General features: G+C 45.9%; 24 protein-coding genes. 17 read left to right on the plus strand and 7 right to left on the minus strand.

Features of this window, described 5'->3' with window-relative positions; genetic code table 11:
- Positions 1 to 207 precede the first annotated feature (207 nt).
- Positions 208 to 1,152, plus strand: a complete 945-nt coding sequence (locus BIZ39_RS02005) for a hypothetical protein (RefSeq protein ID WP_187446222.1) — start codon at positions 208 to 210, stop codon at positions 1,150 to 1,152.
- 252 nt (positions 1,153 to 1,404) lie between these two features.
- Positions 1,405 to 1,845 (plus strand): hypothetical protein, encoded by a 441-nt coding sequence (locus BIZ39_RS02010; RefSeq protein ID WP_076011918.1) that lies wholly within the window; start codon positions 1,405 to 1,407, stop codon positions 1,843 to 1,845.
- Between the two features lie 56 nt (positions 1,846 to 1,901).
- On the opposite strand, the gene BIZ39_RS02015 is transcribed toward BIZ39_RS02010, so the two are convergent.
- The 3 genes from BIZ39_RS02015 to BIZ39_RS02025 form a co-directional block, all read right to left on the minus strand.
- Entirely contained in the window at positions 1,902 to 2,165 is a 264-nt protein-coding gene (locus BIZ39_RS02015) for a TIGR03643 family protein (protein WP_015000000.1), read from the minus strand.
- A gap of 92 nt (positions 2,166 to 2,257) precedes the next feature.
- Positions 2,258 to 4,405 (minus strand): exonuclease domain-containing protein, encoded by a 2,148-nt coding sequence (locus tag BIZ39_RS02020; RefSeq protein WP_187446223.1) that lies wholly within the window; start codon positions 4,403 to 4,405, stop codon positions 2,258 to 2,260.
- Positions 4,406 to 4,522: 117 nt separating this feature from the next.
- Entirely contained in the window at positions 4,523 to 4,810 is a 288-nt protein-coding gene (locus tag BIZ39_RS02025; protein WP_230598863.1) for a hypothetical protein, read from the minus strand.
- A gap of 186 nt (positions 4,811 to 4,996) precedes the next feature.
- On the opposite strand from BIZ39_RS02025, the gene BIZ39_RS02030 reads away from it, so the two are divergent.
- The 3 genes from BIZ39_RS02030 (at position 4,997) to BIZ39_RS02040 (ending at position 6,326) form a co-directional block, all read left to right on the plus strand.
- Positions 4,997 to 5,188 carry a CPXCG motif-containing cysteine-rich protein gene (locus BIZ39_RS02030; protein WP_014980678.1) on the plus strand — a complete coding sequence of 64 codons (192 nt, stop codon included), beginning with the start codon at positions 4,997 to 4,999 and terminating at the stop codon, positions 5,186 to 5,188.
- Positions 5,181 to 5,810 (plus strand): flavin reductase family protein, encoded by a 630-nt coding sequence (locus tag BIZ39_RS02035; RefSeq protein WP_061486805.1) that lies wholly within the window; start codon positions 5,181 to 5,183, stop codon positions 5,808 to 5,810. Before BIZ39_RS02030 ends, BIZ39_RS02035 begins: the two co-directional genes overlap by 8 nt.
- A gap of 222 nt (positions 5,811 to 6,032) precedes the next feature.
- The gene (locus tag BIZ39_RS02040) at positions 6,033 to 6,326 is read left to right on the plus strand and encodes a high-potential iron-sulfur protein (protein WP_014951285.1); all 294 of its coding nucleotides are present in this window, start codon (positions 6,033 to 6,035) and stop codon (positions 6,324 to 6,326) included.
- Positions 6,327 to 6,424: 98 nt separating this feature from the next.
- Here BIZ39_RS02040 and BIZ39_RS02045 read toward each other — a convergent pair whose 3' ends face one another.
- Both BIZ39_RS02045 and BIZ39_RS02050 read right to left on the minus strand, forming a co-directional pair.
- Positions 6,425 to 8,044, minus strand: coding sequence for an amidase (locus BIZ39_RS02045; protein WP_187446224.1), 1,620 nt, complete (start codon positions 8,042 to 8,044; stop codon positions 6,425 to 6,427).
- 129 nt (positions 8,045 to 8,173) lie between these two features.
- Positions 8,174 to 8,935, minus strand: a complete 762-nt coding sequence (locus BIZ39_RS02050) for a substrate-binding periplasmic protein (RefSeq protein WP_014951287.1) — start codon at positions 8,933 to 8,935, stop codon at positions 8,174 to 8,176.
- 291 nt (positions 8,936 to 9,226) lie between these two features.
- On the opposite strand from BIZ39_RS02050, the gene prmA reads away from it, so the two are divergent.
- The 7 genes from prmA (at position 9,227) to BIZ39_RS02085 (ending at position 17,136) form a co-directional block, all read left to right on the plus strand.
- A complete protein-coding gene (gene prmA / locus BIZ39_RS02055; RefSeq protein WP_187446225.1) occupies positions 9,227 to 10,105 on the plus strand; it encodes a 50S ribosomal protein L11 methyltransferase in 879 nt (292 codons plus the stop codon).
- A 370-nt stretch (positions 10,106 to 10,475) separates the two neighbouring features.
- Positions 10,476 to 11,474: a tRNA dihydrouridine synthase DusB gene (gene dusB, locus BIZ39_RS02060; protein WP_014951289.1), complete on the plus strand. Its 999-nt coding sequence runs from the start codon at positions 10,476 to 10,478 to the stop codon at positions 11,472 to 11,474.
- A 30-nt stretch (positions 11,475 to 11,504) separates the two neighbouring features.
- Entirely contained in the window at positions 11,505 to 11,798 is a 294-nt protein-coding gene (gene fis, locus BIZ39_RS02065) for a DNA-binding transcriptional regulator Fis (protein ID WP_012520109.1), read from the plus strand.
- Between the two features lie 82 nt (positions 11,799 to 11,880).
- A complete protein-coding gene (purH, locus tag BIZ39_RS02070; protein ID WP_014977764.1) occupies positions 11,881 to 13,479 on the plus strand; it encodes a bifunctional phosphoribosylaminoimidazolecarboxamide formyltransferase/IMP cyclohydrolase in 1,599 nt (532 codons plus the stop codon).
- Between the two features lie 311 nt (positions 13,480 to 13,790).
- On the plus strand, positions 13,791 to 14,606 hold the full coding sequence (locus BIZ39_RS02075; protein ID WP_187446226.1) for a class I SAM-dependent methyltransferase: 816 nt from the start codon (positions 13,791 to 13,793) through the stop codon (positions 14,604 to 14,606).
- A 27-nt stretch (positions 14,607 to 14,633) separates the two neighbouring features.
- A complete protein-coding gene (purD, locus tag BIZ39_RS02080; protein ID WP_014977766.1) occupies positions 14,634 to 15,926 on the plus strand; it encodes a phosphoribosylamine--glycine ligase in 1,293 nt (430 codons plus the stop codon).
- A gap of 457 nt (positions 15,927 to 16,383) precedes the next feature.
- Positions 16,384 to 17,136 (plus strand): glucosaminidase domain-containing protein, encoded by a 753-nt coding sequence (locus BIZ39_RS02085; protein ID WP_187446227.1) that lies wholly within the window; start codon positions 16,384 to 16,386, stop codon positions 17,134 to 17,136.
- Positions 17,137 to 17,306: 170 nt separating this feature from the next.
- Here the strand turns inward: BIZ39_RS02085 and BIZ39_RS02090 are convergent, their stop codons facing one another.
- Positions 17,307 to 18,068 (minus strand): sugar-binding protein, encoded by a 762-nt coding sequence (locus BIZ39_RS02090; RefSeq protein ID WP_039228699.1) that lies wholly within the window; start codon positions 18,066 to 18,068, stop codon positions 17,307 to 17,309.
- Between the two features lie 157 nt (positions 18,069 to 18,225).
- On the opposite strand from BIZ39_RS02090, the gene BIZ39_RS02095 reads away from it, so the two are divergent.
- The 5 genes from BIZ39_RS02095 to envZ all read left to right on the plus strand — a co-directional run bounded on the left by BIZ39_RS02095 (position 18,226) and on the right by envZ (position 23,981).
- Positions 18,226 to 19,161 (plus strand): ion transporter, encoded by a 936-nt coding sequence (locus BIZ39_RS02095; RefSeq protein ID WP_187446228.1) that lies wholly within the window; start codon positions 18,226 to 18,228, stop codon positions 19,159 to 19,161.
- A gap of 122 nt (positions 19,162 to 19,283) precedes the next feature.
- Positions 19,284 to 20,189 carry a phosphoribulokinase gene (locus BIZ39_RS02100; protein WP_014951296.1) on the plus strand — a complete coding sequence of 302 codons (906 nt, stop codon included), beginning with the start codon at positions 19,284 to 19,286 and terminating at the stop codon, positions 20,187 to 20,189.
- A gap of 167 nt (positions 20,190 to 20,356) precedes the next feature.
- Positions 20,357 to 21,502, plus strand: a complete 1,146-nt coding sequence (locus tag BIZ39_RS02105; protein ID WP_187446229.1) for a DUF2855 family protein — start codon at positions 20,357 to 20,359, stop codon at positions 21,500 to 21,502.
- A gap of 300 nt (positions 21,503 to 21,802) precedes the next feature.
- Complete coding sequence (ompR, locus tag BIZ39_RS02110) at positions 21,803 to 22,525, plus strand: two-component system response regulator OmpR (RefSeq protein WP_014951298.1); 723 nt, start codon at positions 21,803 to 21,805, stop codon at positions 22,523 to 22,525.
- A 136-nt stretch (positions 22,526 to 22,661) separates the two neighbouring features.
- Positions 22,662 to 23,981 (plus strand): two-component system sensor histidine kinase EnvZ, encoded by a 1,320-nt coding sequence (gene envZ / locus BIZ39_RS02115; protein WP_014951299.1) that lies wholly within the window; start codon positions 22,662 to 22,664, stop codon positions 23,979 to 23,981.
- A 26-nt stretch (positions 23,982 to 24,007) separates the two neighbouring features.
- Here the strand turns inward: envZ and BIZ39_RS02120 are convergent, their stop codons facing one another.
- Entirely contained in the window at positions 24,008 to 25,180 is a 1,173-nt protein-coding gene (locus BIZ39_RS02120; RefSeq protein WP_039228706.1) for an MFS transporter, read from the minus strand.
- Positions 25,181 to 25,309 lie beyond the last annotated feature (129 nt).

A 25,309-nucleotide genomic window follows, 5' to 3' on the forward strand; every position in this document is an offset into this window, starting at 1 on the left:
TAAAAAATCCGATACCAGAGACTGATATCGGATTTTGAAGCCTTAAAAAGATCGGTCAACCGATCATGAAAATTTTCTTAACTGATCGGCATTAGGCATCCCTGCCGGCTTTTTTTTCGCTTTTTATCTACATAGCGAAATTTATCTGTCCGAAAAAGTTATGATTGATGTATAAACTGATTAACTGGAAATGAGAAGGGAAATTGCGTGAGGGTAATCTCTATTTTTATTTGTGTATTCTTATGCGGCTCGCTCTCCGAGGCTTGTGCTGAAGACATCACGCCTTCGTTCTCACAGAAACTCGATATCCAAGTGCGTTACGATAATCGCTCCAATCGCCCTAGCCGTGAACAATATCGATTGCGTTACTATCCATCGCTCGCCCTCACTTCTACATGGTCGGTAAACAGTTTTATTGTTACTGGCGATGACTTTTCATCTAGCCACAATACGTTTGGTAGCGACACAACCGATTATCTTTATGCAAGACGACTGTACCTCAGGCATGAAACAAATGCGGGCAAAACTGAACTAGGCATTATTCCCACTTATAAAGGGCGAGTTTCTTCAACAGGCTTGTCCAAAGATGGATGGATTACTGGCATTCGCCACGTGAGAAAGCTGCAAAACAACACTGCTCTTGAAATAGTGGTGGGGCAACTGGCGAATGCCGAAGCTTCCGAGGCGTTTAACGTTGGTGAAGAAGATGAATACTTTGAGATTGAATATTCGGCAAAGATGGGGGGACGACATAGCTATGAAGCCAGTTTTGAGCGAATGCTAAACGGCACATTCGCCCGCGCTGAATATCGATTCCGAATAAATGAAGAAGACACTGCTTTTGTTGAACTGGTTCAGCGCACCGACGAAAGTGCTGCGAAAATAGTAGTGGGCACCAGCGGCGAATTCGCTGCAAGCGCTTTTAACACATCATATCCTATCGAATATTTTGCTTACTATTCCTATATAGACAGTAGTTTTGGTGAGCGCGCTGAATTAATTGAAGACTTCCTAGGAACTGGTCACGGCGGCTCTCTGGAATTTAGTGGCGTGCTATCGGAGAAGCATGATGTTGAGTGGTTTATAAGAGCTGATGTGGTAGATAGTGTCAGTCGATTACTGGCAGGAGTAAAACTCTCCTTCGATAGTTGAATGAAACAAAGCGCCTACACCACATAAAAAAGGCCCATCAAACGATGGGCCAAACAGCAAGAACGCGTACACACTTTAACAGTGCATAGTGAGTTACGGTTTATCGACAAACAGAGTTCAGTTATCGCAGATTACGTATTTTTAATCTTAACAACTTTCAACGATATTTAGGTTTTATTACAATTTGGCGGTGTTGATAGGAATTATCTTCATTTTATTTCAAGGTTTTACCCGTTAAGAAAAGGTGTTTTTGTGCCAAGCCGCTACGCTCAGTTCAAAGAAAAACTTCCCATTTCTCGACTCTCAGATGAAGCGCTTCTAGCGTTTCGTGTCCTCTTTGATGATCCCCTAGATATAGTAGACTTAGCTCAGGATATATCTGACTTAACGCTCTACCCTGAACGCCTGAAAGACAGTTACAGGAAAGAATGGGAAGCGTACGTGATCAAGGCGCTGGCCTTTGAAATAAGGCAGCATAATGACCTTTCACCAGCAGAATTCATTGAATTAATGATGAAAAAAGTGGAAGCCGTTCAGCAAAGTGATGAAACCTATCAGAATTTACTGCGCCAAGTCCATCACGCAAAAAGCATTACCCAATCTAGTAATACCATCATATTCCCTACGCCGTTACGTCAGCAGCTAACCGCATTCCTCTTACCGATAACAACAATGACGCATCCTAAGAAGTAATGTAGTGCAGCCTTCGCTAAAGGGGCTCTACAGACCCCACGCGCTGATTGGGTACACTACTTATTGGCACTTTTGTATTTATACTGTGAAGGACAATACCCTCTGTCTACACCTTCAGGTCGCAAGCTAGCGTGCTTTGTTTTTCTGCCCGATACACGCTCTCGCCAGTTTTTGAAAGTTTTCTGTTTGAGGTTTTTGCGCATAAGCTTTATTACGTCTTTTTCTGGCAGCCCGTATAAACGCTCAATGGCTTCAAACGGCGTGCGGTCTTCCCACGCCATTTCAATTATTCGTGATTCTTGTTCTTCAGTTAATGCCATCTCTTACTTCTCAATATGCATTTTTAACCCTTTAGATACTAAGCTAACGCGCATTTTGTTCAGTACACCAGTCTAAAATAACACGAGGACAATTACGTATTTGACGAAATACCCACCAGCTCATCGTCTTTTTCAAACGCTAGCTTCAACAACTCGGCGGCGGCTTTCGCATCGCTCAGCGCGCGGTGATGCTGCTCCATTTCTATGTGAAAATGCTTTGTTAAGTTTGCCAGCGAGTAAGAAGGCAGCCCAGGATAGGTGCGACGCATTTCACGAACGGTACACATTTTGGGTCGCCTGAAACTTTGCTCTAGTCTTGCAAACTCTTGCTTGATGAACCCATAGTCAAAGTTTACGTTGTGAGCCACGAACACAGCGTCTTCGGTGAAATTTGCCACGTGTTCCGCTACTTCAGCAAAAAGCGGAGCATCTGCCACCATGTCATCCGAAATTCCAGTAAGGCGGGTAATGTTGCTAGGAATGCGGCGCTGCGGATTTAACAGGGTTTGAAACCTGTCTACCTCTTTCCCACCAACAAGTTTTACCATACCTATTTCGGTAATCCGGTTGTAGCTGCTGTTTCCCCCAGTGGTCTCTATATCTACCACAACATAAGGCTGTGCTGGGTCGCGTATCCATTTCACTGTTGTTACCGCAACGTCAAATCCAGCTTGCTGCAAACGTTGAATTGAAACCAGCTGATTTCGGCGAAGCTGATCGCCAGGCGCTTTGATTTCTTCAAAGCGAAGTGCGCCGTCAAATACCATGATATCGGGGAAGCCATCTCGGAGGCTCTCAAAGTCTTTACACATCATGCGAAGTAAAGCGTAGATTTGCTCTAGCGAAGCGTGCTCAATCAGTGCTTCTATAGGAGTAAGTAAATGACTAGACCACATAAACAAGCTGTTCACTTTACCGTAATGCATCGTGGCCATTTTATGAATGTGAAAACGCAGTTTTTCTTTGCTATCAAGCGCCTGTAACAACGCTTCAATACTGTGTTCAAACTTGGCGTAAAAGTTATTCTGTTTAAGCGATAACGGTCTGCGATCAAACTCAGTAACCAGCGTGTCTTCTTCGTAAAGTTGCTTCCAAAAGGTAAGGCCGAACAAAGTGCGCCATAATCGGTTTTCCGTGCGCCAGCCTTCAATGCCGTGCCTTGCATAATGCGCCAGCACACCACGCTCAACCTGTTGGTTTTGGCTTACGTCGATTTCCAAAGTTCGACTCGCATTACGAAGCATATCGGTAACCGTACTGGTGCGCTTTTTATGGTATTTGCGGGCGTAAAAATCTTCTGCAAAAGCTAACAGTGTATCCGATGGCGGATTATCAATTATTTCTTCAAGTGCTTGCTTAACGCCATCTTCATCTCCGTCTTTGTAGCTCTCTCTTAGCCACTTCTCTTTTGCCTTATCGCTTTGCGCCAGCTTCAACACCTCTAGTCCTTTCGGTCTATCAAAAGCCAACACCTTAAGGCCTAACGCATACAGTAATTGGTCGCGATAAAAGCTGGCCGACACACCCTCAGTCGCTGGGAGTTCACCTTCGGCAATGGCAAGCAACATATCATCGTTATAAAAAGCTAACTGGCTGTAATGGTTAGCGTAAAACCATGACGCTTGGGCGTCGCTTTTAGTTTCAAAACGCGCCGTATCCGTTACGGAATCAGAACGGGTTCTCATTACGCCTAAATCGCGCATAGAAAACTGATTTAGACGGCTTTTGGTGTTACCAAAATAGATAAACAGCAAATAGCGAAGTGCATCGTCGAACAAGCACACTAAGTAGTTATCTAGCGAAAAGCGCTCTGGCCAGCCTCTAGCTTCGATATGTTCATTAAGCAACGTCACGAGTTTAGGCTTGGTGAGAGATGCGAGCCCCTGAATACTGCCGTATTCAGCAAGTAGCTCAAGCAGAGCAACTTTGGTCAAGACACCTGCGATGTCATTAAGCGAAGCGTGGGTAAGGTCACCAAACCAGCCGTTGTCGGTAAGCCAATCTATTTGCTCTTGTGGCACAGCGATTTCGCTATAATTGAACTGCGTCCTGTCAATCACTGCGTACTTGCGATTTGCAGCGCGCACAACAATACACTGTTTGTCATCGTCTAACGCTTTAAAACGCCTAACAAAGTCAGTGGCTTCGTCACTTAGAAGCGCCCTGCTAGCACCCTCAAAGAACCCAAGGAACTCGTGAAAGTGTGTAAGGTAATAACGTGGCGGTAAATCTTTTCGCATGAGGTATCTTTGGCTATGAAAACACCAATAGTGTATATTTATACAGCCCCGCGAATCAAATTAAATCCTCCGCGATTGGGTATCACATCTGCTGCCAATAGTGCACAGCGTGTACTTTTACACGCGTACGCGCTGTTTGGACACCCAATGAAAGAACGAAGAAAGCTGCGCATCTGCCAATAAACGCTGCAAATTGAAGTAGTGTTTGGCCAACGTCATCTCATCATAAAATCGATGTATACCGCTGTGACATTGTCTGCAAATGTAAATGCCGTCCTGAAGCTCCGCTTTGCTAAAGTGCTTTTTAAAATAGGTACGCCTGTGCATTTTTCGCGGTATAAGATGATGGTAAGTAAGGCGAGTTTCTCTATTACAGCACGGGCATTGACCGACTTTATTTGCCACAAGGTCACCTTTTTCGTCTATCACATCTATTATTTGTGCACCCAGTTTTCTGATTACTCATAAGCGTCAAATGGCAGTCTTGTCCTTTTCTCTTAAAATCAGATACAAGGGGCGTGTCTAAAAGAAAATCCACTCGTCTTTGCATTACGTAACAAATAGCATTAGTGATTACAAAGGCATTTAAATATGAGTTTAACTCGTTCCATGGGCTTTTCCTGTCCTTACTGTATGGCCCCAAATGATGTTGAAATAGATGAAATTAACGATGTTGGCCAAGTACAGGTGCTCGACTGCCAAGTGTGTTGTCAGCCCATTGAGCTTACTGCTTATCAGCACGGTGATGACATTCAGATAGAGGCAGAAAGAGAGAATGACTAAGCAGTTTACCCGCGGTGATATAGACGCCCTTGCACAGCGCTACCGCGCAAACCTAATCAATAGTTTGTCTGGTTTTAAATCGGCGACTTTGGTGGGTACAACAAACGGCGTTACAAACAATTTGGCTATAGTGAGCTCTATTGTTCATGTCGGTGCAAACCCGCCTCTCATTGGCATGATCATGCGTCCTCATACCGTCACGCGAGATACGTTAAGCAATATAAAACAGCAGGGCTTTTATACGCTAAATCACGTGTCTGTTGACTGGGTCGACAAAGCCCACCAAACATCAGCCCGCTATGCGCCAGATGAAAGTGAATTTGAAGCCGTTGGGTTAACCGCGCAGATCAGTGAGTCCTTCAGTGCGCCGTATGTCAAAGAAAGTGAAATTAAAATGGGCTTAAAAGTAGCACAGCATTTTACTTTGCTTAATGAAACCGAAATGGTTATCGGCGAAATCCAGGAGCTCTACGTTCCTGAGCAAATAATAGATTCAGACGGCTATGCAGATATAGAGCAAGCGCAAACGGCCTGTATCTCAGGCCTAGACAGCTACCACAGCACACAACGAATTGCGCAATTTGCATATGCAAAGCCCGATGTAAAGTTAACCGTGAAGTGAACTAATAAACTGTCCAGCGGTCTTATATTCAATACTTAAGATTGTAACTCTGAAGTTTATTTAATCTGGATCAAGCGAAAATGCGACATTTCGTTCGATCTTTTTTCAAAAAGAGATAGTATTTAAACATGAAACAAAACCTGCCTCTTTGGGCAGGTTTTTGCGTTTAAGGCACTGAATAAAAAAGAATCATTATCGTTTCTATCTCTTAAGGAGAATGTTATGAAATCTGTAAATCGCCGTGACTTTTTAAAGCTTTCTGGCTCGACAGTTATCGGTCTTACATTAGGTGGTGTAGCGTTACGTGCTCAGGCTCAAGAACAATTGAGCGCTGATGACCCTACTGCAAAAGCACTGAACTACACACCGTCGTCAACTGTTGAAGGTGCAAAATGCGCAAACTGCATGTACGTGCAGGGCGCCGATGGCGAACAACACCGCCCTTGTAACATTTTCCCTAATAAGCTTGTTAACGCTGATGGCTGGTGTAGCGCTTGGGTGAAAAAGCCTGGCTAACCAATCGAAAGAAAAGACGTTCAAAAGCCCTTGAGTTAAACCAAGGGCTTTTTTCGTTTCTGTTGAGGCGAAATACGATTATGTATCCTCATTTCCCGCTAGCGAACTACATCAATTCCGTCTTCGATACCTTTTAGCGCTGGGTTGTCAAAACGTGTAGGCAGAAGGCCAGGCTTAATGAAGAAGCCGTGTTTTGCTTCAAAGACTCTACCTATTTTCAACACGCTTTCGTCTTGCCACTTTCCACCAACAAAGCTAATTCCCACAGGAAGATCTTTCACCTGTCCAGCGGGCACTGTGAGATGCGGATATCCTGCAATTGCTGCCAAATACCCGATACCGATAAAACCGACTGGCGAATGGTCACCATATACGCCGTCTATTAAAAAAGAAGGGCTGTTTGAGGGCGCAACTAGTACATCAACATTGTGCTTTGCTAATAACGTATCAATACCATTTTTGCCCGCCGTGTCTTGAATAAGGCGCAGTGCATTTTGATACTTTTCGCTGTCAATGGCTGCCGACGCGAGCGATTTTTCGAAAATGTCTTGATTGAATAACGCTAACTCGCGCTCTGTTTTGTTATTGAAATCGATAAGCTCAGACAAGTTCCTTGCAGGAAGCTCTGCTGGAGACCCCGATAAGTATTCGTTAATACTATGATGGAACTCGCTCAGCAGAACATTATAAGAGTCGGCCCAAAATGAATCTGGCTGAGAGAAGTCACTGATGTCCACCAGCGTCGCGCCCGCCGCTTTAAGCTGCTTTAACGCGCTTTCATAAACAGCCAGTACATGAGGGTTATCACCTTGGCGGTACCTAACCACACCAATACGCTTGCCTTTTAAATCTGTAGCCAGCATTGAAGATGTTGGCATAGAAGGGCGGTGAGACTCTGCGTCTAGTGTCGCGTTATCGCTTGCATCAGGGCCCGCCATGATTGCCGTCATTAGCCAGGCGTCTTGAACGTTAGACGTCATTGGTCCTGCGGTGTCCTGACTGAAAGAAATAGGCACTATGTGAGTTCTGGAAAGCAAGCCCACGGTTGGTTTAAAGCCGACTACCCCGTTTATGGATGCCGGACAAATAATAGAGCCATTGGTTTCGGTGCCCACGGCAAGTGACGCGAGGCGAAGTGACATGGCAGCGCCCGAGCCCGATGACGAGCCACAAGCACTTCTTGATAGCATATGCGGGTTTCGGGTAAGCCCGCCAACTGCACTCCAGCCGCTGATAGAGGATTCAGAGCGAAAGTTTGCCCATTCAGACAAATTGGTTTTACCCAAAATAATTGCCCCTGCCGCTTTCAGTTTTTCTACGATCGGCGCATCGCGACCAGTGTCATTAGTAATAAGCGCCATTGAGCCGGCTGTGGTGGGCATCTCTGCACTTTCTATATTATCTTTTAGCAGTACGGGAATACCTGCCAGAGGGCCCAGCGTCTCGCCATTCGCTAGTTGTTTATCGATGGCCTTCGCTTCGGTCAGCGCGTTAGGGTTCAACGCTAAGACGCTATTTACCTTTCCATCTAGTCGTTCGATTCGCGCAAGATAACCGCTAACGAGCTCAGCAGATGTCGTGTCGCCACTCGCAATAGCTTGCGCCTGAACGTGAGCAGGCTTATCTAACCATTGCTCAATCTTATCTGTATGATTTGCTTGAGACACGCATGCAGTGCATAGCACGACTACGGCCAGCAAAAAACCCTGTTTCAACATAAACCTTTCCTTAACGTATGATCCTAGCGCCTGTTACTCCTTCTTATTATGCAGCGTTTGACGGCAATAGAAGGTAACGTAATGTTAGTTTCTTATACGTTGAATCAGAAATAGTTCACTGTCTAAGAATTATTTTGCCGTTTCCGCAACGGGAAGCTTATGAAGGAGGTTATCGAGCTTATATTCATCAAGCAGTAACTGATACCGCCCATCTTCAATAAATAGCCGAAGGGTGGCGTTAAACTTGGCTCTTAGCGCTGGGTCGGGGATCGCAGCACTGTAAGGCGATATAGGAAAAAGCTCATGAAAGACGGTTGCGTCTTCGGCATAAGCACTGTTTGCAGATTTGAAGTAGTTGAAAATATTTCTATCGAGAATGGCAACATCGACACTGCCGCGCATCAGCATGTCCACTTGACGATCTTGTCGTGCCATTTCTATATAGGTAGTTTGCGATGCGAGAGTTCGCCCAAAGTCCTCACCTAGTACCGATTGAGCGGTTTGAAAAGCAATGACGCTTTTACCTTTCAAATCGTCGATACTGTCTATCGTCAGTTCTCTGTCTGCCCGTGTTACCACGACGTTCTGATAGATAATATATGGCTCAGATAAAATGCTTTGATCGACCGTGTGTGCAGGATTAAGGGTAAGTCCAATGTCAACGGCGTCATCTTTTAATAACCTTGCCGTACGCCCGAAAGGAACATAAATAGGCGACAATCCATATCCCATTTCAGCAAGGATCGCCCGCACCAAGTCAACTTCAAAGCCGGTGTGCTCTTGTGAAATAACGTATGGAGGCTTGTTCCAGCCTACAACCACATCTAGCTCTTTCGCGCTAAGCGGTATGATAAAACACAGTAAACAAACAGCAGATAAAAGTGCGCGCATACAACAGATGAACCAGACTATAAATTAAACGATACCCTTCTCATAATATAAACTTATATTAGAATTTCACCAGTCGACAAAAGGTTAGTTTTTCTCGAGGCTTACGTAATCAATTGAGCAGCCAAGTTTTATTGGGTACTTGAGAGCCTGTTGAGAACCAAAGTGGTTAGATTTGATCATGCCTCTGTAAGCATCGCGTTTTCATTTACTGAAAGCTTTTCGCTTGCCTGCATTTTGTTTACTGCCAAGCAAAGGTACAATAATGCGCAAAGGTCTCAATGAACGATAACTATGGCTTGGCTACAACTTCGAATTAATACCTCCTCTGAACATGCAGAATCAATAGGCGACATGCTGACGGCCAACGGCTCACAAGCAGTGACCTATGTGGATGCGAAAGACACCCCTATGTACGAGCCCAAGCCGGGTGAAGTGTTACTGTGGCCCGATACACAAGTCGTCGGCTTATTTGAAGCTGATGCCGATATGAAAGGCATCCTTCAGCGCTTGGGTAAAGCCAAAGTCTTGGGCCCTGATTTTAAATATAAGCTTGAGCCACTTGAAGACAAAGACTGGGAGCGAGAGTGGATGGATAACTTCCATCCCATGCAATTTGGCGAGCGATTGTGGATATGCCCAAGCTGGCGCGATGTTCCCGATCCAAACGCCGTTAACGTAATGTTAGACCCAGGTCTTGCCTTTGGTACTGGCACGCACCCTACCACTGCGCTTTGCTTGCGCTGGCTTGACGGCATAGAGATGACGGATAAAACCGTCGTCGATTTTGGCTGTGGTTCAGGAATTTTGGCGTTAGCTGCGCTGAAGTTGGGCGCTAAGCGCGTCATCGGCATTGATATCGACCCACAAGCGCTACAAGCAACAAAAGAAAATGCACGACGCAACGGCGTTGAAGACCGTTTGGATGTATACCTTCCTGAAGACCAGCCTGAGCTTGAAGCCGATGTCGTGATGGCGAACATCTTGTCAGGTCCATTACTAGAACTTCAAAGCGTTATTACAAATTACTGCAAGCTAGGCGGTTTGTTAGTTCTTTCTGGCATTTTGGCGGAGCAAGTTACGCGCATAGAAGAAGCGTACGCTCAAGATATTACACTTGAACCCAGTGCCATAGATGGCGAATGGGCGAGAGTGTCGGGCAAAAAACACTAAGTTTGAGCGATAAACCGACCAGTCGGTGAAAATTACGCCCAGTTAGAATAGTGTGTTTTCGGTAAACTACCTCAAAATTGCGACGAAAATTTGTACGACAAAGCACGTTGCCGCCTAATTAATTGTTAATTTTTTTCACATTACAGCCCTTTCAAATCGGGGGCTGTAAGACTTTCGTACAATATTTAAACTAAAAATCGACGTTAGCTTACTAATGTGACAGATTTTTTTCACTGTCAAGACCACGGAGTGAAATTTTGTGCGATTTTTAGCCTTTTCAAGCCTTGCGAAAACACGTACACTTAGCGCCCCGTTTTAGCCGGGTGTATATTTTCTGTGCAGTTTTAGATGGCGAGCTATACATTTTACAATGCGAATTGGACCTTACGAGTTAGAAAACAATTTGATGTTGGCCCCCATGGCTGGCGTAACAGACAGACCGTTTCGCCAACTTTGTAAGCGCTTAGGTGCAGGGCTTGTTGTTTCAGAAATGCTTTCGAGTAACCCGAAAGTTTGGAACACAGCTAAATCACAAGCGCGTATGAATCATGAGGGTGAAGAAGGCATTCGCTCTGTACAGATAGCTGGGGCTGATCCTGAGCTTATGGCTCAAGCAGCACAATTTAATGTTGAGAACGGTGCGCAAATCATCGATATCAACATGGGTTGTCCTGCTAAAAAGGTTAATAAGAAGCTAGCAGGTTCTGCATTGCTTCAATACCCAGACACAGTGGAAGCGATTATTAAAGCAGTAGTTAATGCTGTTGATGTACCCGTGACACTAAAAATTCGTACCGGCTGGAACCCAGAAAATCGCAATGGGGTAGAGATTGCCCGCATTGCAGAGCAAAACGGCATACAGTCGCTTGCTGTTCACGGCAGAACACGAGCTTGTATGTATAAAGGAGAAGCTGAATACAGCACCATACGTCAAATAAAGGCGGCAATTTCAATTCCTGTTATTGCAAATGGTGATATTACTTCTCCAGAGAAAGCACAAGAGGTGCTGAATTACACCGGTGCAGATGGCGTAATGATAGGTCGCGGCGCGCAAGGTAAACCTTGGATATTTAAGCAAATCCAACATTATCTTGAAACGGGCGAGAACCTACCAGCACCGCCGCTGTCAGAGTTATATGAACTCTTGCATGAGCACGTAGCCAATGTGCAGGACTTTTATGGCGACATAGCCGGTGTGAGAATTGCCCGTAAGCACGTGGGCTGGTATCTCGCGGAGCACGATACGGATCGTCAGTTTCGTAAAACGTTTAACGCTATCGATGATGCGAATGAGCAACTCGATGCACTAAATGCATATTTTCAAGCGCTGCAGACACGAGAAACCCGACAGATTTCTCCCGCAGCATAGTGATGACTAACTTAAGAGCAACACAGTATTATGTTCGATCAAAACGTGACTTCACCTTTTACTACTACAGTAACTACGCCTTCACAAACGCAAGCTCAAAAGCCACTGCGTGACTCTGTAAAGCAAGCGGTTAATAAGTACCTTAAGCAATTGGATAACGCAAACATCGATAACCTGTACGAAATGGTACTGGCTGAAGTTGAAGCGCCGCTGCTAGAAGAAGTCATGACTTACACACGCGGCAATCAAACCCGTGCTGCCATCATGATGGGCATCAACCGTGGCACACTTCGCAAGAAGCTTAAGCAATACGGCATGAACTAAGATTCCAAGGGCTTTGCCCACCAAAGAGCACCAATCGGTGCTCTTTTTGTTTCAACACTACAACATTAGAAACTTAAAATTTATGCAAACACCAAAACCAATTAAACGTGCTCTCCTTAGTGTCTCTGATAAAACCGGTATCCTCGATTTCGCGACAGCGCTGCATAACGCTGGCGTAGAACTTCTGTCGACGGGCGGTACTGCTAAACTTCTCGCTGACGCTGGCTTACCTGTTAAAGAAGTGTCGGATCACACAGGTCACCCAGAAATTATGGCTGGCCGCGTTAAAACCCTTCACCCGAAAATTCATGGCGGTATCCTTGGTCGTCGCGGTACCGATGAAGCAGTGATGGAAGAACACAGCATTGCGCCTATCGACCTTGTGGTGGTTAACCTTTACCCGTTTGCTGCTACCGTGGCAAACGAAGACTGTACGCTAGAAGATGCAATTGAAAATATTGATATCGGTGGGCCAACGATGGTTCGCGCTGCAGCGAAAAACCATAAAGATGTCACTATTGTTGTTAATGCGGCGGACTACTCTCGCGTGCTTGCAGAAATGAACGACAACAATGGCTCGTTAACGTACAACACCCGTTTTGACCTTGCGATTAAAGCGTTTGAACATACGGCCGAATACGACGGCATGATTGCAAACTACTTTGGTGCTCGTTTAGACAGCACAGGTTGTGAAGCAGACTGTGACCACCAGCACAGCGAATTCCCACGTACCTACAACATGCAACTTACTAAGAAGCAAGACCTTCGCTATGGCGAAAATAGCCACCAAGAAGCGGCATTCTATGTTGAAAACAATGTTCAAGAAGCGTCTGTGGCTACCGCTACTCAGCTTCAGGGTAAGGAACTGTCATTCAACAACATTGCTGACACGGATGCGGCGCTAGAGTGCGTGAAGGAGTTCGAAGAGCCAGCATGTGTAATCGTTAAGCACGCTAACCCATGTGGTGTGGCCATTGGCGATGATATTTTAAGTGCCTACGACCGTGCGTTTAAAACTGACCCAACGTCTGCATTTGGTGGCATTATCGCGTTTAACCGCGAGCTTGATGCGAAAACGGCGCAAGCGATTGTTGACCGTCAATTTGTGGAAGTGATTATTGCGCCGACAGTGAGCGATGAAGCGAAAGAAGTAGTAAGTGCGAAGAAAAACGTACGTCTTCTAGCATGTGGTGACTGGGCTGGTCAGCTAACTGAAGGTTATGACTTTAAGCGCGTAAACGGCGGTTTATTAGTACAAGAGCGCGACTTCGGCATGGTTGAAATGGAAGACCTAGAAGTTGTGACTAAGCGTAAGCCAAGCGAAGATGAACTACGCGACCTTATGTTCTGCTGGAAGGTAGCAAAATACGTGAAGTCTAACGCGATTGTTTACTGCAAAGACGGTATGACGGTAGGCGTGGGCGCAGGCCAAATGAGCCGTGTTTACTCTGCAAAAATTGCAGGTATTAAAGCAGCTGATGAGAACCTTGAAGTTGCAGGCTCTGTAATGGCGTCTGATGCATTCTTCCCATTCCGCGACGGTATCGACGCTGCGGCTGAAGCAGGTATTAAAGCAGTCATTCAGCCAGGCGGCTCTATGCGCGACCAAGAAGTCATTGATGCCGCTGACGAGCACGGCATTGCGATGGTGTTCACGGGTATGCGCCACTTCCGTCACTAATAAGTATTTACGCAATACCTTTTAGTGCAGGCTTAGTGAGGGACACCAACACCTAAGTTAAACACGCAGTAAAGTGGCATTTAGTGGCTTTACTGTGTGTTTGTTATTTTTCCTTAACCCTTTTAAATACGCAGACTCGAGGTCATTTGCTTGGTTGTAGTGAAATCTCATCGAAGCGACAGAGTTGCGAATTATTCTGCTAAGGCGTAAGTGCAAATAGGGGTTAGCTGATAGGCTTGATCTGACCCGTGGTAATTTGTAGTAATAGTGTTATGTTATTCGCCTACCCTCGACAGAAAAAGGAAATAAGAATGAAAAAGTTAGCCCAATATGTGTTAGCCGCAACCCTAGGTGTAAGTGCTACTTATGCCAGCGCAGATGCGATTTCTGAGGCCGCAATGAGCGATATCCGCTCTGCTAGTGCAAAAGTACGCGATGAGTACCGTAATCCTCAGCAAACACTGCGCTTTTTTGGCCTTACCCCAGACATGACTGTGGTAGAAATCTCTCCAGGTGGTGGTTGGTACGCCGACATCCTTTATTCTGTTGTAAAAGATAACGGTAAGTATGTAGCTGCTCACTTTTACGTTGATGATGAAACCAGCGGTTACTTTAAAAAATCGGTGGAAGGCTTCAAAGAAAAAATGAAGCCGGGCATGAAGTACGAAGGTGCTGAGCTTACTGCATTCGACCCAATCAAAGCGTTAGATATTAGCGACGCAGGTAGTGCCGATATGGTGCTGACGTTTCGCAACGTACACAACTGGTATATGCGTCACGGTGACGAGGGTATCGACAATGCATTTGGCGCATTTTTCAAAGCGCTTAAGCCAGGTGGCGTACTGGGCGTAGTGGAACATGAGCTTCCTGAAAGCGCAGATGATGAAGCAATGAAGAAAAGTGGCTACATGAAGCGTTCTTACGTTGTGGCTGCCGCCGAAAAAGCAGGCTTTGTGCTTGAAGCAAGCAGCGATGTCAACGCGAACCCAATGGATACTGCCGACCACCCGAAAGGTGTGTGGACGCTACCTCCACGTTTGGCGCTAGATGATCAAGATCGCGAAAAATACATGGCGATTGGCGAGAGCAATCGCATGACGCTAAAATTCACCAAACCAAAATCATAAAATTAAACACTCAAAACGGAACAGTTAATGAACGTACTTGTAATTGGCGGCGGTGGCCGCGAACACGCGCTAGCGTTTAAAGCAGCGCAGTCTTCTGATGTTTCAACAGTATTTGTAGCACCTGGCAACGCCGGCACAGCTACAGAACCTAAGCTTGAGAACGTAGCTATCGATGTAAATGATATTGCTGGCTTGGTTTCTTTTGCTCAGGGTAACGATGTTGAGCTTACTATTGTAGGCCCAGAAGCGCCGCTAGTTGCAGGTGTTGTAGATGCGTTCACAAACGCTGGTTTAATGATTTTTGGCCCCACTCAAGCTGCCGCGCAGCTTGAGGGCTCTAAAGCTTTTACCAAAGACTTTTTGGCTCGCCACAACATTCCAACGGCCGAGTATCAAAACTTCACAGAAATTGACCCAGCTATTGCCTATGTGCGAGAGAAAGGCGCGCCGATTGTAGTAAAGGCTGACGGTCTTGCTGCGGGTAAAGGTGTTATTGTTGCGATGACCCTTGAAGAAGCGGAAGACGCTATCCGCGACATGCTGGCAGGTAACGCGTTTGGCGAAGCCGGCAGCCGCGTAGTTATTGAAGAATTCCTAGACGGTGAAGAAGCGTCGTTCATTGTCATGGTAGACGGCAAAAACGTACTACCTTTTGCCACCAGCCAAGACCACAAGCGTGCTGCTGACGGTGACAAAGGGCCGAACACAGGCGGAATGGGTGCATATTCTCCGGCTCCGGTTGTAACGCAGGACATTCACGACCGTATTATGCAGGAAGTGATTATGCCAACAGTTAACGGCATGGCTGCTGAAGGCAACGACTACGTTGGCTTTTTATATGCTGGCCTTATGATTATGGCTGATGGCACTCCAAAAGTAATCGAATACAACTGTCGCTTTGGCGATCCGGAAACCCAGCCAATCATGCTGCGCTTAAAGTCTGACTTGGTTCCACTTTGCCAAGCAGCGTGCAAAGGCGAACTTGCTGGCAAAACGATTGAGTTTGATGAGCGCGCGTCGGTAGGTGTTGTGCTTGCCGCTGGCGGCTATCCAGGCAGCTATGATAAAGGCGACGTGATTACTGGTTTCGAAGAAGCCGCTAAGTTAGACGGAAAGGTTTTCCATGCAGGCACCGCCCTTCAAGATGGCGAAGTGGTAACCGCAGGTGGCCGCGTACTTTGCGCTACAGCTTTGGGTAACAACGTTACCGAAGCGCAGCAAAAAGCCTACGAGCTACTAAAAGCCATTCAGTTTAAAGATGTGTACTACCGCACTGATATTGCGCACCGTGCGATTGCGCGTGAAGCTGAAGCCAAGTAGCCGAAAGCCTCATAGAAAGTGCTAAATGAACGCAGCGCAACGCTGCGTTCTTACATAATTACGAAAAGCCAAGGTGTAAATTCTACGCCCCCACTTTTACTCTTACCACTTACTCACCATGCTAACGTGCAGTAAACGTAGAAATCGTAGTTTCCCAGCTACATATCACTGCTTAACCTGATACTAACGCTCAACACAAAAGAAAACTCGCGCTCAGTACATAAGCAATAAGGTATTGAATTTCACATTGAGTCTGATTTGGTACTTGCCGATAGTACTGTATACATTATAAATCTTTAATTTACTGACCTTCTCCATATGTTGCAGCGCATACAAGAACCTGTATGGTATTGGTTTCAATCCGCATAGATGATTAACCACTTAGCGAGATTTAATAAGCTCAGGTAGTCCGCTTAAAAAGCGTATTATTTCATTCTAATAAAAGAGGTATCACCTGATGTCGAACACTAAACTTATTGCTGTGTTGCTTGTAGCAGTAGTGGCGAGTACCGCAGCGTGGTTCGCCTTTTTTGCCAAAGAATCTGCTCCAGACTTTACTGCTTATGCCGCCGGGCCTGACCGAAAAGCGGCTTTTTTTGAGTATTTCACTCCTATTGTAGTCGAGGTGAACAAAGAGCTAGCCACCGATAGAGTGCAAATTCAAAGTTCTTGCGACGCGGATGAAGCAGACAATCTAGACCAGTTCCTGACAAAGTTTCGTGTTGACGATGCTGACCTTGAACAAGAGTCAGCCTGCGAGGTTTTGTTAAGACGTGCCGACATTGTTCCTGCGTCGTTAGCTATTGCACAAGCAGCGAATGAAAGTGCATGGGGTACCTCTCGTTTTGCAAAACTAGGGAACAACTTTTTTGGTCAGTGGTGTTTCTCTAAGGGCTGCGGTATCGTTCCAAAATCGCGTGACACTAACAAAAATCATGAAGTTGCTGATTTCCGTTCGCCTGCCGACTCAGTAGAAAGCTACATGCTAAATTTAAACACCCACGATGCTTACAAACCATTGCGTAAAATTCGCCAATCCTTACGTGAAGAAGACAAGGCTGTCACCGGGGTTGCGCTTAGCTATGGCTTAGGGAAGTATTCTGAGCGTGGCGATGAATATGGAAAAGAAATACGTGAGATGATCGGTTTTAATAAACTTGCAGTGCTGGACAAGTTAGATATGAGTAAGCAGGAAGGCGAAGCCAATTAACTCAACCAGCTAGAGTGTGACGAGCTCTGTTGCGCATTTTTTTTATCGCCAAATGGCATGGCTTTTAGTCAAGGTGAGTAATTGCAGGTTAAAAGGAGTGGCATTTCTGCGACTCCTTCCAATTACGCGCAGCAAGTCAATCAAGTAAAGTAGCGACAAATTATGGTTCACTACTTTGTCAGCTTCACCTTTCCAAACACCGACGCATCTTTATACCCCAAGTTTTTATCGCCGTTTACTGGGGTGATCTCATGAGAGCCTAAAAAGTGCTCTCTGTCGCCACCATCCGCATCGCAATAGGCAAGCATAAAGCCCAGCGTCATACCTTCTTTTAAGGTAACAGGCGAATTATCTTTTCCGTGTTGATAGCTATCATCAAATACACGTACCGCTGCTTCCCAATGAATCTTATGCGGCGCCAATATATCTCGCTGCCATTTGTTCTCTACGTGATCATTGTAAAGTTGTGGTACAGCCTCTCCTGCTTCGTTTGGACCTATATCAACAACCTGATTATCTAACGCCAAGTGATAGGCAAACGCATTGTAGTTATTAAGGTGATCGCCACCAGAGGCATCAGCATCAATGAAAATTTCTAAACAGTCATCATCCCAATAACGTTCAAGGGGATTGGCATAGGTATCTGAGAGGTGATCGTCTTGTATTTCTGCCAAAAGATACAGCGCATCCTTGTTCCATCGCAGTTTATATCGACCAGAAAAATCACCGGACTCAGGAGCCGAGCCCCACATAAGCGACGTCATTTCATGCCAATCGCCCCCTTTCCATGCAGCGTCATTGGCTACACCATCTATAACAGGTGGCGTTGATGAATAAAGTACGCTGTCAGACTTAGCTTGTGCTGTGGGCACAGACATAGCCACAAGCAGTGCCGAGGTTAGTACTGCCCCTAAATGTTTTGCACTTTTCAATTGGATACGCTCTTTGTTTGCTTATTTGTATTTTAAACTACCATGTTTTGACCCCATCCGCGCTTGAAAATAGCGCCGAACACCTCCTTCTTTTTTAGAAGCATTACCAATTTGAAACGTTAATTGGTATAAAAAGGACATTCGTTCCCTCACTACCATGGCTATGTCATTTCAAAACGCGTGCTATCACATCCTTGCGCCTGCCAGCGAGGCTCACGAGTACAAAAAGCTCAGCAAAATATTTGATGTATTTCTTATCGCGTTAATTATCGTAAATGTTGTCGCTACGATGCTGGAAACAGTGCCGGGAATCCCTGCCATTTGGCAGTACGAACTTCATATAATCGAAGTGGTTTCAGTACTGATATTTACCGTTGAGTACTTTCTTCGTTTATACGGCAGCGCATCGGCCCCAAACCGTCCTAATCACGAACGCACAACGACATGGCAAAAGCGCTGGACCTATTTGAAAAGTCCCATGGCGCTCGTCGACCTAATGGCAATTCTGCCTTTTTACTTAAGCGTTTTCGTGGCGTTCGATTTACGTATTTTGCGAATATTTCGGGTAATGCGAATTCTAAAAATTGGGCGCTATTCGCGCTCTATGCAAACTCTCGTTACCGTATTGCGCAACGAGTCTCACAGCCTTATTGCGGCGTTAAGCGTACTTTTGTTGTTCACGATTATCGCCGCCACCTGTATTTACTACATCGAACATGCTGCTCAGCCCGATGTTTTTAGCAGTATTCCCGCTTCATTGTGGTGGGCACTCGTCACGCTGACCACGGTGGGCTATGGTGACGCCGTTCCTATAACTGCATTGGGTAAAATATTTGGCGGCCTCATAACTATAATGGGTATCTGTTTTTACGCCCTACCAGCGGGTATTTTATCTTCTAGCTACACGTCGCAGATGCAGCTAAAACGCGATAGGTTTAAAGACACAGTAAGAAGCGTTTTGGACGACGGAAAGTTGAGTGAGCACGATGTGCACCACCTAGAACATGTTCGCGCACTTCTTGATTTAGATGAAGAAGAGGCAAAGCTAATTGTGCGCCTATTGCAGCACCATCACAAACGGCTAGATGATTGATTATACGCAGGCTGGAGCGAAAGCAACTCCCAAGAATCGAGTGGTAAGCGCTTATACCTCCCCTTGATTCTTAGCTCACATCAGCTTATAACTAGTACCCGTCATTTCCAAAAAGAATTCCTATGTCTGTCAAACACCCTATTATTGCTATAACAGGTTCTTCTGGCGCGGGTACTACTACCACGACCAACGCTATACGTCATATTTTCAGGAACTTAAGTGTTAATGCTGCGGTTGTAGGAGGCGATAGTTTTCACCGTTTTACCCGCCCGGAAATGGAAGTAGAAATTCGCAAAGCCCAAGAACAAGGCAGACATATCAGCTACTTTGGCCCTAAAGCCAACGACTTTGAGCTACTGGAATCCCTGTTTAGGGAATACGGCAGCTCGGGTACAGGACAGTTTAGACAATACCTTCACACGTTCGATGAAGCCGTGCCTTTTAACCAAATGCCCGGCACCTTTACACCTTGGCAAGATTTACCCAAAAACACTGATTTGCTGTTCTATGAAGGTTTACATGGCGGTGTAAAAACGGAAGAAAATGACGTAGCAAAACATGTAGATTTACTGGTCGGCATGGTGCCGATTGTAAACTTAGAGTGGATCCAAAAAATTGTACGCGACACCACTGACCGAGGACATTCTCGTGAAGCGGTAATGAGCAGCATAGTGCGAGGACTGGACGACTATTTCCACTACATCACGCCACAATTTTCACGCACCCACGTTAACTTCCAGCGCGTACCAACCGTTGATACCTCCAACCCGTTCAGTGCACGGGAAATTCCAACCCAAGATGAAAGCTTTGTGGTTGTGCGCTTTAGACGGGAAATGAAGACTGTGGACTACCCCTACCTCCTTCAAATGATCGACGGCGCGTTTATGTCTCGCATCAACACCTTGGTTGTACCCGGCGGAAAGATGGGCTTAGCCATGGAGCTCATTTTAACTCCGCTCCTTGAAGACATCTTAAATAAAAAGCGCAGAGCTGGTCATCAGATGGATTGGTTGAGCAGCGACGAGTAAGCCCAATATACATCGCTTCTATAGGCATATATTTAAAACAGTAAGTCGTAATGGCTCATGCCCTGCGTCAATCTAGGTTCTATTCGGAAACTTTCTTGGTTTAGCTTCTTGATTTAGTTTCTTGATTTAGTTTCTCGACCTAGTTTTTGACACAGCAGGCTCCTATTATGACCACAATTAAAAGCCAACAAATTTGGGTAGACCAGCAAAACCTTGCCAACACTAACGTTGTTTCCCGCGATATAAACATCAGCGACTTACAGCAAGACGAAGTATTGCTTGAGACAGACAGCTTTGGCTTTTCTGCCAACAACATCACCTATGCTGCACTGGGTTTTAAAATGGGCTATTGGGGCTTTTTCCCTGCAAAGAGTGATAGTGACGTTGATGAAGCACATGGCTTCGGTATTGTGCCCGTTTGGGGCTTTGCTACCGTTAAGGCGTCTTGTCATAGCGATATCAAAGTAGGTGAAAAGGTGTTCGGCTACCTGCCTATGGCTAGCCATTGGGTGATAAAAGCTGGAAAAGTTGCCCCTCACGGCTTTTCAGACATCCACGAAAAACGGAAGAGCATTAGCCCTGTTTACGATCAATATCTTCGCTGTGCCGCCGACCCCGGCTACGACAAAAACCGCGAAGCATGGCAGCTTAATTTTAGACCCCTTTATATGACTTCGTTTGTTCTCGATGACTATGTGGCAGAGAAAGCAAACAATGAAACCTTACTGTTGTCGAGCGCTTCGAGTAAAACCGCATTGGGTACAGCGCAACTACTTAAAGACCAGAAGGCCTCTCGAAACGCAAGCTATAAGGTGGTTGGGCTAACCTCGAAACAAAACGTGGATATGGTAAAAGCGTCCGGTTGCTACGATGAAGTGTATAGCTATGACGAACTCTCAGCCCTAAGTAGCGAAGGCAATAGCAGTAATAGCAGCGATGAGCGCTACTGGTTGCTTGATTTCGCTGCCAACGGTACATTGATTAATAACCTTACCAAGCAGCTTGGCGACAGCCTGAGCGACGTTACACTCATTGGTGCGACAGATTGGAAAGCCCAAGAGAAGCCCAACCCCAAACTGCTCAATGCAGAGATATTCTTCGCGCCAGCTCGCGTGAAACTGCGCCAACATGAATGGGGGCACGAGGCCTTTTTGGCAAAATACGCCAGTGCATGGAAACGCTTCGCAGAGAAAGTGAGCGATCAGTTTTATGAGCAATCGCACCGCGGAGCTGATGCTATAACGCAGTTATATTTAGAAACGCTTAATGGAACGGCGCAAACAAAAGCCCTTAACGTCGTCACTTTTGATTAGCGCCCCTTGTGGATTACAACTTGAACTGCTGATGTGTTGTTGCAGTGCCTACGTTTTTTACAGCTTGTAATCAACGGCAGTTCTCAATAAGTTTAGGGAGGAGAAATGCTTAACTGCCTCCTTTTCTCTAAAGCTTGCTGGGCCTTTGCTGGGTCTTTACTGAATCTTGCTGTACATAAAAGAGCAACAGGCCCTAGACACTATTTGTAACAAACATCCCCAGCCTTTTACGCTTTTCTCGCTTTTGTATTTCACATCTTGTGGTTATAGTGAAACAAAAGTAAAACGAAAGGTATGAGTATGGGTCAGGAAACCTCTAAAATTCTCGTTGTTGATGATGACATGCGTCTGCGCAGCCTATTAGAGCGCTATTTGCTTGAGCAGGGCTATCAAGTTCGCAGTGCGGCTAACGCAGAACAAATGGACAGACTGCTTGAGCGCGAGAATTTTCATTTAATGGTTTTGGACCTTATGCTACCTGGCGAAGACGGCTTGTCTATTTGCCGCCGATTGCGCCAGCAAGAAAACGACATGCCCATTATTATGCTTACTGCAAAAGGCGATGAAGTTGACCGCATTATCGGCCTTGAAATGGGTGCAGACGATTATTTGCCTAAGCCATTTAACCCCCGCGAGCTACTAGCGCGTGCTAAAGCGGTATTGCGCAGACGCAGCAGCGAAGCGCCGGGCGCGCCGTCTAAAGATGTGCAAATTGTGGAATTTGGCAATTACAAGCTGAACCTCGCCACCCGTGAGATGACAGCTGGCGATACACCTTTAACACTGACAAGCGGCGAGTTTGCAGTATTAAAATCTCTGGTTACTCACCCCCGCGAGCCATTGTCGCGAGACAAACTGATGAACCTAGCGCGTGGTCGCGACTACAGCGCCTTAGAGCGCAGTATTGACGTTCAGGTTTCGCGCTTACGAAGAATGCTTGAAGAAGACCCTGCCAACCCTCGCTATATTCAAACAGTATGGGGATTGGGGTACGTATTCGTGCCTGATGGCGAACAAGTTTAGCACCTATGGCTGATACGGCGGGCTCTACCCGTCTTTGCCAGTGCGCAAATGAAGTATGTTTACTCATGACTCCTAATTATGCGTTTACCTACTGCCATTCCAAACACTGGCTTATGATTCAAAGCGACGGCATGTTATGCGTTTAATTCCAAAAAGTGCATTTGGTCAAACCGTCATGCTTATTGGCGTGCTGTTGCTTATTAATCAGATTGTGTCCTACATCTCTGTTACCTATTATTTTATTCAGCCCAGCTACCAACAAATTAACAGTTTATTGGCCACCCAAGTTAAATCTGTGCTCGCCAACGATTTGCTGGTGACTAACCAAGAGACCCGAGACCGCTATTTTCAAAAAACACAGGTGCAGGTCTTTGACGAAAGCGTTGCCAAACAGAATGGATTAGAGAGCGCCGTATACTATAGCTATATTTCTTCTCAGGTTAGCGAGCAGCTCCGGCAGCTTGCAGATGTGCGCATTAGCACCACCACGCAGGCCAGTGACGAAAATGCGCCATACATTGTTTGGATATCCCTGAACCGCTACCCAGATACGTGGATCTCTATTCCTATTTCAGGACTTAACGAAGCGAATATATCCCCTCTGACTATGTATTTAATGGTAATTGGCATATTGAGTGTGGCCGGGGGCTGGTTGTTTGTAAGACGCATGACCCGTCCATTGTCAGCCCTGCAAAAAGCAGCGATAGCGGTAGGTAAAGGTGAGCACCCAGCACCGCTTCGCGAACAAGGCAGCACCGAGATGATTCAGGTTACCCGGGCGTTTAACCGCATGAATCAGGGTATTAAGCAGCTTGAGAATGACCGAAATATCATGACAGCAGGTATTTCTCACGACTTGCGCACACCGCTTACCCGTATTCGCCTTGCCTCAGAAATGCTTCCAGAAGATCAAGATTGGATAAAAGACGGCATTGTAAATGACATAGAAGACATGAACGCCATCATCGACCAGTTCATTGACTATGCGCGCTACGACACCGAAGAAGTCACTCAAGAAACCGATTTAAACGCGATTATTGCAGAACTGGTACAAGCCAGACATTTAGACGATAAGCACCACATTGAACTCAAACTCAACGCCATTCCTCCGTTGTCGCTACGACGAATTGCAATGAAACGCGTGATCGATAATCTCATCGAAAACGCCTTCAAATACGGCTCGGACGATATTGCTATTAGCAGCTTTTACAATCGCCACGAAAAGCGCGTGTATTGCAAAGTACGCGACTTTGGCCCGGGAATACCGGAAGCGGAGCTCGACGGTGTATTTATGCCGTTTGCACAAGGCGACAAAGCCCGCAATTCGTCAGGTTCAGGCCTTGGTCTTGCCATAATAAGGCGAATTGTAGAAGCTCACGATGGTGAGGTGACGTTGCGAAATCATCCTCAGCAGGGCTTGGTCGCAGAGTTTTATTTACCTTATCAAACCCATTAAGCCCAAAAACACTACACGGATTGGTATTAGCTTCGGTGGTACTTAATTTTTCGGCTGTATCCATAAGACGCCAACCACAGCACGCAGCCGCCAAGGGGAATTACCCAAAACGCCGTAGTAAGTGGCGCGAAGTTCGCCCATAGTCCGGTAGAAAACGATGCCACTTGCACGCCAGTAGAGTTACCGATAATAGAAATACCAGAAAGTACGGGGCCGTTGTCACTGTCGATATTCATTGCCGCAGAAAGTGCTAACGGAAAGAGCCCACCTAGCCCTAAGCCAAGCAGTAAGTTACCAGCGCCAATCCCATAAAATGAAGGCATTAGTTTCAGTGCAAATACACCCGCTAGCGAGGCTGTTGCCATGATTACAATCATGCGGTGTACCGATACGAATCGCAGTAAAAACGGGAAGGTAAGACGACTGATCACCATGCCAGCGGTAAAAAATGCCAGTAAGTTTCTCGACTGTTCGCCGGTAAAGCCTAAGCCGTTTTGCGCATAGCTCACAAACCAGTTCGCGTTACCAAATTCTACAGCACCATAGCCAAAGGTAAGCAAAGTTAGAAATATGAAAACAGGCTGCTTAATAATGACCCCAAATGCCAAGGTCTTTTTAGGCGCTTTAGGCTGACCTTTAAGCACTTTTGCCTGAGAACGCGCCGCAATAAATGCGTAGCACGAAAGCAAAATCATAACGCCTGCCAACACCTGAATAGGTAAACGCCAGTTGTGCTCAACAAGGTATAACAGCGTTACAAAGAACGACGCCGCAAACGTGCCTAAACTGAACATAAAGTCCATTAAGCCCATCATAGTAAAGCGCTTTTCTGCGTACATTCGTGCAATAAGCGTGTGGCCAATAGTAAATATTGTTGAGCTCACCACACCTATTAATACCGCTAACACCAAAAACCATTGCCAAGCGGTAAGCACTGACACAAGCAGCAACAGCGCCGTATTCATACTGAATAACGTGGCTAATAGAGGCATATACTCAAAGCGACTGGCATACTTGCCACCAATCACAGCGCCTAACATCATGCCTACAGAGAAGAGCGAAAACAGCGCGCCACTGACTACTTCAGACATTTGCAGATCGGCTGCTATATCTGGCAATAGTATTCCCCACAAGAGAAACAATTTACCAATTAGAAAAAAACCAGCGAAAATAACGATGGTGGCAGGAAGTCGGCTCATTTAGGCTCCATGGCTGATATCAGTAGAAAGACATCCGATTTAGGCGTGAGGGCACAGCTTAGTTATGCCCCTTGACCACAAAGTGAACCTTTTGAGGGCGCTGACCTTTACTGTGCAAGAAAGAACAGC

It is taken from the genome of Alteromonas sp. BZK5, assembly GCF_014349115.1.
GTDB classification, from domain to species: Bacteria; Pseudomonadota; Gammaproteobacteria; order Enterobacterales; family Alteromonadaceae; genus Alteromonas; species Alteromonas macleodii.